The sequence below is a fragment of the Dietzia sp. HMSC21D01 genome, assembly GCF_001815995.1.
Taxonomy (GTDB): Bacteria; Actinomycetota; Actinomycetes; order Mycobacteriales; family Mycobacteriaceae; genus Dietzia; species Dietzia cinnamea.
In genome coordinates this window covers 1-8701 of sequence record NZ_KV823766.1, presented here as the reverse complement: position 1 = coordinate 8701, position 8701 = coordinate 1, and the positions used below count along the sequence as shown (strand labels likewise).

The window sequence follows — 8701 nt, the reverse complement described above, 5'->3', positions numbered from 1 at the left end:
CCCCGCCACGAGCACCGCGGCCCCCGCAACCTGTTCGGCCTGCGTCGTTAGCAGGCCCCCCGCGGCCGGCAGCCCCACCCGCCGGCGGGCCCGGCAGCACCCGTCAGTCGGCGATCGCCTCCAGCGGCCCCGTCTTGGCCGCACGGTGGGCGGGCCACAGCGACGCGAGCACGCCGACCACCGCCGAGGACGCCAGCACCACGACGATGCTGCCCCAGGGGATGGTCGTCTCGGTCAGGCCGCTGTCGGCCAGCACGGTGACGAACGCCCAGCCCAGGTACACGCCCACCGCCGCGCCGATCAGCGCGCCGAACACAGCGATCTGCGTCGACTCGAGGTTGATGGTGCGGCGGATCTGCGACCGCTGCATGCCCACGGCGCGCAGCATCCCGATCTCGGTGCGGCGTTCGATCACCGACAGCGCGAGGGTGTTGACGATGCCCAGGACGGCGATCACCAGTGCCAGTCCCAGCAGGGCGTAGATGATCGAGAGCAGCTGGTCGATACCGCCGGTCTGGACGTCGATGTACTGCTGCTTGCTCTGCACCATGGCGATGGGGATGTCGGTGAGCTCGTCGGTGACGGCGGCGAGCACCTCGTCGGTGCTGACGCCCTCGGCCGCGGAGGCGAGCATGATGGACGTGGTGCGCAGGTTCTCCGGCACCAGGCGCTCGTAGACGTCCATACCGGTGTAGAACGGCCCGAGGATCTGGGAGTCCTCGTACACGCCGGTCACCCGCAGTGTCGACTCGGCTCCGTCGGGCCCGACGAGGGGGACGCTCGCGCCGACGGTCCAGCCGCGGTCACGGGCGACGGTGCGGGACACGACGAGCGAGTCGGGCCCGGGCACGAGCGAGCCGTCGACCATGGTCGCGTCGATCATCTCCTCGAGCGGCCCGCCCGCGGCGACCAGCGCCTGTGGCTCGCCGGCCAGCTGCGCGAAGGAGAACGCCAGCCACGCCACGTCGCCGACCTCGTCGACAGAGGTGACCCTGTCCTGGATGCCCCCGGGGAGCGGGGTCGGCGGCCCCTGGGAGGCTACGCCCTGGATCACCAGTTCGGCGTTGATGTCCTGGTTGATGACGCCGGAGACGCTCTCCTTGGTGGTCGCGCCGAGGGTGCCGAACGCGGCGACGAGGGTGAGCCCCAGGGTCAGGGCGAAGGCGGTCGCGGCCGTGCGGCGGGTGTTGCGGCCTGCGTTGGTGGCGGCGAGCTTGCCGACAGCACCGAAGGGCGCGCCGATGACGCGGCCGATACCACCGGCGATGGGCTTGGCCAGCGTGGGCATGACGAGGAAGCTGCCGACGATCAGGGCGGCGGCGCCGACGCCGACGGTGATCGCCCCGTCGCGGGTCGTGTCGTGCCACGTACCGATCAGCGCCAACGCCACTCCGCTGACCACGGCGAGGACGCCGATGTAGGTGCGCCACGCGCCGCCGGCCTCGGTGGAGACCGAGCCGACGCGCATGCCCTGCACGGGGGCGACGCGTCCGGCGCGCCGGGCGGGGGCCCAGGCGGAGAACACGGTGACGACGAAGCCCAGCGCCAGTGGGGTGATGACCGACATCGGCGTGAGGGAGAGGGCGCCGGACGGGATGCCCAGATCGAGGGCCTCGAGCACCAGGAAGATGAGCTGCGCGAGCCCGAAGCCCGCCAGCACGCCGATCGCGGAGCCGACGAGCCCGGTGACGGCGGCCTCGGCCATGACGGACCGGGTGAGCTGACGGCGGGACGCACCGATCGCGCGCAGCAGGGCCAGTTCGCGCAGCCGCTGCGCGACGAGCATGGAGAAGGTGTTGTAGATGATGAACGTGCCCACGAGCAGGGCGATCAGCCCGAACGCGACGAAGAAGTAGTTGACGAAGTCGAGGATGGTCGACAGCTGCTCGGAGAGCCGCTCGCGAACCTCGTCGCCGGTGCTGACGGTGTAGTCGGGGAACTCGGCGGCGATGGTGTCGCGGACCTGCTCCTGGCTCACGCCCGGCTCGGCGCGGACGGAGACGCCGGAGGCGTTCTCGCCGTCTGTGAACAGGGCGCGGGCACGGTCCTCGGAGAACCCGACACCCACGTAGCCGCCGACGTCGGTGTCGTTGGCGTAGGAGCCGACGACGGTCACCTCGAGCATGCCCTGACCGGTGGTGTAGACCTCGGCCGTGTCGCCGATGGCCAGCCCGGCGCTCTCGAGGACGGTGGTGGGCAGGACGACCTCGTCGTCGGCTGCGGGGGCACGGCCGTCGACGATCCAGCTGTTGTCGCCGACCGAATGGGCGGGGTCGACCCAGGCCAGGCCCTCCGAGGGCGCGCCGCCGGACTGATACGGCGTGCCGTCGGCGTTGAACAGCACCACGGTGCCGGAGACGCCGGGCGTGGCCGCCTCGACGCCGGGCAGTTCCAGGACCCGTTCGGCCACCTCGAACGGGACGCCGGCGCCGCGCGGGTCCTCGGGCTCGATCATGGCGGATAGGTCCGCGGTGCCCTGTTCGAGCAGGCCGTCGAAGGTGCTCTTGAGGGTCGAGGTGAACACCAGCGAGCCGGTGACGAACGCGGTGCCCAGCACCACGGCCAGCACCGACAGGACCAGTCGGAGTTTGTGCGCGGCGATGTTGCGCAGGGAGACGCGCAGCATGGGCCGCGAGTGGCGGGGCGCGTGTCGCGCCTCGTGCTTTCCGCCGGCCATCACCGCTCCTCGAGGGCGCCCATGGCCGACAGGATCTCGTCGGCGGTGGGGCGCTCGAGCTCGCGGACCACCCGGCCGTCGGCGAGCAGCAGGACGCGGTCGGCGTAGGTGGCGGCGCGGGGGTCGTGGGTGACGATCACGACGGTCTGGCCGAAGTCGTCGGCGGCGCTGCGCAGGATCGACAGCACCTCGGCGGAGGAGGTCGAGTCGAGGTTCCCGGTCGGCTCGTCGCCGAACAGGATGTCGGGGCGGCCGACGAGGGCGCGGGCGCACGCGACGCGCTGCTGCTGCCCGCCGGAGAGCTCGGACGGGCGGTGCGAGAGCCGGTCGGCGATCCCCAGCCGCCCGATCACCTCGTCGAACCAGGCGCGGTCGATGGTGTGGCCGGCGATGTCCTGCGGCAGGGTGATGTTCTCCTCGGCCGTGAGCGTGGGCACGAGGTTGAAGGACTGGAAGACGAAGCCGATCCGGTCGCGGCGCAGCGCGGTGAGGTCCTTGTCCCCGAGCCCGACGATCTCGGTGTCGCCGATGCGCACGGAGCCGGAAGTCGGCCGGTCGAGGCCGGCCATGCAGTGCATGAGGGTGGACTTCCCGGAGCCCGAGGGACCCATGATGGCGGTGAACCGGCCACGTTCGAAGGTCGCGCTGACGTGGTCGAGGGCGCGGACCTCGGTCTCCCCCTCCCCGTACGTCATGACGAGGTCGGTGGCGACGGCGGCGGCGTCCGCCGCGCCCTCCCGGTGGTGGGTCTCGGCCTGGGTGGTCATGTGCTCCCTCGGATCATGGTGGTCGACCTACAGCTTGCAGGAGTTCGGAGCCGGGGCCGATCGGGGATTGCCCGGGTTTCCACCCTGATCCTGCCCGCCGGGCCAGGCGTCGAGGGTGCGTCTGCTGGCGAAGTGGCGCGGCTGCCCGGTGACGGGGTCGGTGAAGGCGATCTCAGAGGCGAGGAGCTGCAGGGGGCGGGTGAAGTCGCCGGGGGTCACGTCGAGGACGTGCGGGTAGAGGTCGTCGCCGAGGATCGGGGTGCCGAGCGCGTTCATGTGGACGCGCAGCTGGTGCGTGCGCCCGGTGGTCGGTTCGAGGCGGTAGAGGCCCAGTCGGTCGGGCCCGGCGCCGCGGGTGTCGAGCAGGGTGATGCGCGTGTGGGCGTCGGGTTCGCCGGCCACCTCGGCGGCCTGGAGGATTCCGCGGGTCTTGAGGATGCGGCTGGATCGTTCGCGCACGGTCGCGACGCCGTCCGGGGCGGGGGCCACGGCCAGGTAGGTCTTGGTGACGCGGCGGGCGGCGAAGAGGTCCTGGTAGGCGCCGCGGTGGGCGGGGTCGGCGGTGAACACGAGGACGCCGGCGGTGAGCCGGTCCAAGCGGTGGGCGGGCGCGAGGTCGTCGAGCCCGAGGTCGCGCCTGAGGCGCACCAACGCGGTCTCGGTGACGTGTCCGGCGCGGGGGGTGGTCGCGAGGAAGTGGGGTTTGTCGACGACGACGAGGCGGTCGTCCCGGTGGAGGACCTCCACCTCATGTGGCACGGGGATCTCCGGGTCGGGCGTCCGGTACATCCACACGTCCATCCCCCGGTGTCGCCGGGTGGCCAGGGTGACGGCCGCCCCGTCGGCGGTGACGACCTGCCCCGCCTCGAGGGCCGCGTCGAGCTCGGCGAGCCGGTCGGGGAAGCGGCGGCGCAGCTCCTCGACGATGCTGCGGGGTCCCTGTCCGGGGTCGGCGAGCCGGATCCGCACCGGGTCGACGCCGTCGCGTAGCGGGAGCGGACGAGCGCGTCGCCTGGAACCGGACATGTCCCTCAGCCTAGTCGGTGGGCTACACTCACTCGCGCAACATCTGTCTCGTGCATCACATGCACCACTAGTCCCTCGGGAGCGCTCATGATCGACGCCGTCGTCGACTTCTTCCTCTTCGGCCCCGGTCGCGCCGTCCTCCCGGCGTTCCAGGGCAGCTTCAACCTGGCCTACCCCCCGAACGCTCCGTTCCCTGACGAGTTCTGAACCACGCGCAGATCTGTTATCAACTGTCGAGAACGGCGGTAGTCTCAGGACATGAGCTCCCTCGAGAACACCGTCGTCGTCGGCGTCGACGGCTCCGCCGCCTCCACCGGCGCGGTCGCCTACGCCGCCAACACCGCCGCCACCCGACGCGTCCCGCTCAGGCTCGTGACCACGTACACGATGCCGGCGGCGATGTTCGCCGAGGGGATGATCCCGCCCCAGCCCGTCTATGACGAGCTGGAGCGCGAGTGCCACCCGATCATCGAGCAGGCGCGGGCCACCGCGGAGAAGGTCGCGCCCGGCGTCGAGGTGTCGCACGCGATCGTCGAGGGCAACCCGGCGCAGGTGCTCATCGACTACTCGCGCAAGTCCAAGATGATCGTCCTGGGCTCCCGCGGGCTGGGCGGCATCAAGGGCATGGTCCTCGGGTCCGTCTCGGCGGCCGTCGCCAGCCATGCGTTCTGCCCGGTCGTCGTCACCCGCGAGGACACGGACGACCTCGACCGCACCGGCCCGGTGGTGGTGGGCATCGACGGCTCCGAGGTCAGCGCCAAGGCCACCGAGTGGGCGTTCGCGGAGGCCTCCGCGCGCAACACCCCGCTCATCGCGGTGCACACCTGGATGGACCCGCAGGTCCAGGCGGCGGCCGCCGGCATCTCGCTCACCGAGGACGACTGGAAGCAGCTCGAGGACCAGCAGCTGCAGACCCTGTCCGAGCGGCTGGCGGGATTCTCGGACCGCTACCCCGACGTCGAGGTGCAGCGCTACGTGACCCGCGATCGCGCGGTCCGCGCGCTGGTCGAGCAGTCGGAGAACGCCCAGCTCGTCGTCGTCGGATCCCACGGGCGCGGCGGATTCGCGGGCATGGTCCTCGGCTCCACCTCGCGGGCGCTGCTGCAGGCGGCGCCCTGCCCGGTCATGGTCGTGCGTCCGGAGTCGCACTCATGAGCGGCTCGGAGGATGTTCAGGTTCGGCGTGACGACGCCGCCGGGCGGTTCGAGATCCTCGTGGACGGCGTCGTGGCGGGCCAGGCCGAGTACAGCGACGGTCCGGACGGCGTCCGCGAGTTCCCGCACACGGTCGTCGCATCAGAGTTCGGGGGCCGCGGCCTTGCCGGGCGCCTGGTCGCCGAGGCCCTGCGGGTTACCCGCGAGGAGGGCCTGCGGGTGCGCCCGTCCTGCTCGTTCGTCGCCCGGTACATCGAGAAGAACCCCGGATCGGCGGAGGTTGCCTGAGGGTCACGAACCAGTAACGAGTGAGCGACGTTTGATCACCGGGCGCCTTCGACCGGAAGCGTTCGTGTCGTCGCCGTGTTCTCCTGAGTGAGCGGCCCGTCCCGGGCCGGGAACATCTCTCGGGAAAGGACAACCACAATGCTTTGGAGCATCATCTCCTGGATCGTCGTCGGTGGCCTCGCAGGTTGGATCGCGTCGATGATCATGGGCAAGAACGCCCAGATGGGATTCGTCGCCAACGTTCTCGCCGGCATCGTCGGTGCTTTCGTCGTAGGCCTCATCGTCTCGCTCGTCTCCGAGGGCGGAGGAATGCCCGAGGCCTTCTCGATCTGGGGCTTCGTCGCAGCGATCATCGGCGCCTGCCTCCTGATCTGGGTCGTCTCCGCTGTGCGCGGACGCGGCCGCACCAAGGTCTGACACCCCTTCGCACGATCGATTGGACGGCCCGGCTCCCACACGGGGCCGGGCCGTCAGCGTCCATCGCCACACTCTGAACACCGCACTCTTCACACCACACTCTTCACGCCAGCACCGAAAGGAGCACCAGATGGGACTGTTCGACAAGGCCCGGGACTTCGCGCGAGGAAATCCCGACAAGGTGGAGGCCGCCCTCGACAAGGCCGGAGACGCGTTCGACCAGCGCACCGGCGGCAAGCACGCCGCGCGGACCGACAGCGTCCAGCAGAAGGCCGGTGAGTTCCTCACCGGGCGGACGGCCGACGCCCCCGACGTGCCCGACGCGCCGGACGGCACGCCGACCCCCGACCCGGACACGTCGCAGCACAGCCGCGGGCCGGGAGACTGACCGACGCCCGCCCGGCCGAGGTGGTATCGGCTATCACTGCCGATAGTCTGTTACCCGTGACGAGAACACGGTCGACCAAGCCCGGACCGCGGGAGCGGCTCCTGGCGACGGCGACCCGTCTGTTCTCGACCGACGGGATCCGGGCGGTGGGTATCGACCGGATCCTGCGCGAGGCCGGGGTCGCCAAGGCCAGTCTCTACAACACCTACGGGTCCAAGGACGAGCTCGTCGTGGCGTATCTGCGGTCGGTCGCCGAGCGAGACCGCGAGCTGTGGCGCCGCCGCGCCGACCTCGCCCCGGACGCCCGGGGACGCATCCTCGCACTGTTCGACATCGTGCGCGAGCAGGTGGAACCGGCGATGCCCGGGTCCTGCCACCTCGCGGCCGCGATCGAGTTCCCGAGCCCCGCGACCGACGGCGAGCGGGCGATCCGCGCGGCCGTGGCCGATCAGCGGACGTGGGTGGCCCAGACCCTGCGGGACGAGCTCGCCGCGATGGGACTGGAGGACCCGGACAACATCGCCGACCTCGCCGACCGGCTGGCGTTGCTACACGACGGCTCGGTCACCGCCGCGATGCTCGGCGAGGTCCGGACCACGGCCATGACCGCCCGCAGCATGGCCGAACTCATCCTGGGGATGATCACCGAGACCGCCTGAGCCCGGCGCCCCGCGCCCCGCGCCTCCTACCGCGCGCCTCGCGCCCCGCGTCCCGCCGAGCCTCAGTTCTCGAGCCGCGGCCCGATGAGCTCGACGACGCTCCGCACCGTGTCGGGCTCCTCGCCGGTCGACTGCACGGCGAGGACGCGGTCGTCGCCGGACAGGACGGCCAGCGCCCCGGCCGGCCCGACCGTGAGGCCGCCGCTCCATCCGCCCCCGACCTCCAGCGGCTCGGACTCACCCGGAGGCGCCGACTCCGCGACGAGTTCCGCCGCGCGCTCGGGCGACGCCACCTCGTACACGGTGGTCGTCAGATGCACGGCACCGTCGGCGTCGTAGAAGAAGCAGGCCGCGGGGTCCACGCCCTCGTCGATCCGGACGTCCGCGGCGGGCACACCGGCCGCCGCCGAGACCTCGTCGGCGGACAGGTACGGGCAGTCGGCCTCCGAGACCGGTTCGACCGGAGGCAGTTCCGGCTCGACCGTCTCGGGCGGGGCGGTCCGGATGGTGCCCATCTCCGCGGCCGGCTCCGAGGAACCACTGCACCCGGCAAGCACACCGAGCAGGAGCACGGAGGCCGTGCCCAGGGCGACTGCGTCGAGGACCATACCCGCGGGTTTGCGCATACGGCCAGGATAGAGGCCCGGCCGGTCAGTAGAGTCGGCGGCAGCAGACCGGTCGCACGAACGGGAGGTGGGCCATGGGTGGATCCGCGCGCACAGCCTCCGGCGCCGACCGCACCGAGGACCGGCGGCGCGAGCTCCGGTCGGCGATCTCCGCCGCGGCCGTCGACCTGGTGATCGAGCGCGGGCTCGACGCGGTGACCGTCGACGAGATCGCCAGAGCCGCGAACGTCTCGAGGCGGACGTTCTTCAACTACTTCCCCTCCAAGGCCGCCGCGTGCATCCCGGACACTCCCCCGGCCGGGCGCGAGGCCGTGCAGGAGTTCCTCTCCGACCGCAGCGTGTCCACCATGACCGCGCTGGCCCGCCTCATGTGGCACCAGGTGTCCAACGCGCGGCGACGCAGCGGGGCGTTCGACCGGTTCCACGACATGTGGCGGCGCGAGCCGGGGGTCCGGACGCAGGTCCACGAGATCCTCGCGATCACGGAGAAGGAGCTCGCACAGCTGGTGGCGCGCCGCGAGGGTCGGGCGCCGGACTCCGTCGAAGCGGCGACCGTGGCCGCGGCGTCGATCGCGATCCTGCGGGTCGCCGTGGAGCGGTGGCGGACGGACGAGTCCGGGTCGCTGCTCGAGCACCGCATCCGCGAGGCGTTCGAGGCGGTCGCCGACTCGGTGACGTCCCCGGACGCCACGGGCTGAG

Annotated in this window: 10 protein-coding genes; 6 read left to right on the top strand and 4 right to left on the bottom strand. The window is 71.7% G+C overall.

Annotated elements, in window-relative coordinates; all coding sequences use genetic code 11:
• Positions 1 to 103: 103 nt before the first annotated feature.
• From HMPREF3086_RS03610 to HMPREF3086_RS03600, 3 genes are read right to left on the bottom strand one after another with little or no spacing between them, the layout of a single operon-like run.
• Complete coding sequence (locus tag HMPREF3086_RS03610; RefSeq protein ID WP_070720192.1) at positions 104 to 2677, bottom strand: ABC transporter permease; 2574 nt, start codon at positions 2675 to 2677, stop codon at positions 104 to 106.
• Positions 2677 to 3444: an ABC transporter ATP-binding protein gene (locus HMPREF3086_RS03605; RefSeq protein WP_061916611.1), complete on the bottom strand. Its 768-nt coding sequence runs from the start codon at positions 3442 to 3444 to the stop codon at positions 2677 to 2679. The genes HMPREF3086_RS03610 and HMPREF3086_RS03605 overlap by 1 nt, the downstream gene beginning before the upstream one ends.
• A 27-nt stretch (positions 3445 to 3471) precedes the next feature.
• Positions 3472 to 4470, bottom strand: coding sequence for a pseudouridine synthase (locus tag HMPREF3086_RS03600; RefSeq protein WP_061916608.1), 999 nt, complete (start codon positions 4468 to 4470; stop codon positions 3472 to 3474).
• 258 nt (positions 4471 to 4728) lie between these two features.
• Between HMPREF3086_RS03600 and HMPREF3086_RS03595 the strand changes: the two genes are divergently transcribed.
• From HMPREF3086_RS03595 to HMPREF3086_RS03575, 5 genes are all read left to right on the top strand, one after another.
• Positions 4729 to 5625: a universal stress protein gene (locus tag HMPREF3086_RS03595; RefSeq protein ID WP_061916606.1), complete on the top strand. Its 897-nt coding sequence runs from the start codon at positions 4729 to 4731 to the stop codon at positions 5623 to 5625.
• Positions 5622 to 5912, top strand: coding sequence for a GNAT family N-acetyltransferase (locus HMPREF3086_RS03590; RefSeq protein WP_061916603.1), 291 nt, complete (start codon positions 5622 to 5624; stop codon positions 5910 to 5912). Before HMPREF3086_RS03595 ends, HMPREF3086_RS03590 begins: the two co-directional genes overlap by 4 nt.
• A gap of 138 nt (positions 5913 to 6050) precedes the next feature.
• Positions 6051 to 6329, top strand: coding sequence for a GlsB/YeaQ/YmgE family stress response membrane protein (locus tag HMPREF3086_RS03585; RefSeq protein WP_061229241.1), 279 nt, complete (start codon positions 6051 to 6053; stop codon positions 6327 to 6329).
• Positions 6330 to 6459: 130 nt separating this feature from the next.
• Positions 6460 to 6717 (top strand): antitoxin, encoded by a 258-nt coding sequence (locus HMPREF3086_RS03580; protein WP_061229240.1) that lies wholly within the window; start codon positions 6460 to 6462, stop codon positions 6715 to 6717.
• A gap of 56 nt (positions 6718 to 6773) precedes the next feature.
• A complete protein-coding gene (locus HMPREF3086_RS03575; RefSeq protein WP_061229239.1) occupies positions 6774 to 7376 on the top strand; it encodes a TetR/AcrR family transcriptional regulator in 603 nt (200 codons plus the stop codon).
• A 62-nt stretch (positions 7377 to 7438) separates the two neighbouring features.
• On the opposite strand, the gene HMPREF3086_RS03570 is transcribed toward HMPREF3086_RS03575, so the two are convergent.
• Entirely contained in the window at positions 7439 to 8002 is a 564-nt protein-coding gene (locus HMPREF3086_RS03570; RefSeq protein ID WP_061229238.1) for a DUF2020 domain-containing protein, read from the bottom strand.
• 74 nt (positions 8003 to 8076) lie between these two features.
• Between HMPREF3086_RS03570 and HMPREF3086_RS03565 the strand changes: the two genes are divergently transcribed.
• Positions 8077 to 8700 (top strand): TetR family transcriptional regulator, encoded by a 624-nt coding sequence (locus tag HMPREF3086_RS03565; RefSeq protein ID WP_061229237.1) that lies wholly within the window; start codon positions 8077 to 8079, stop codon positions 8698 to 8700.
• Position 8701 lies beyond the last annotated feature (1 nt).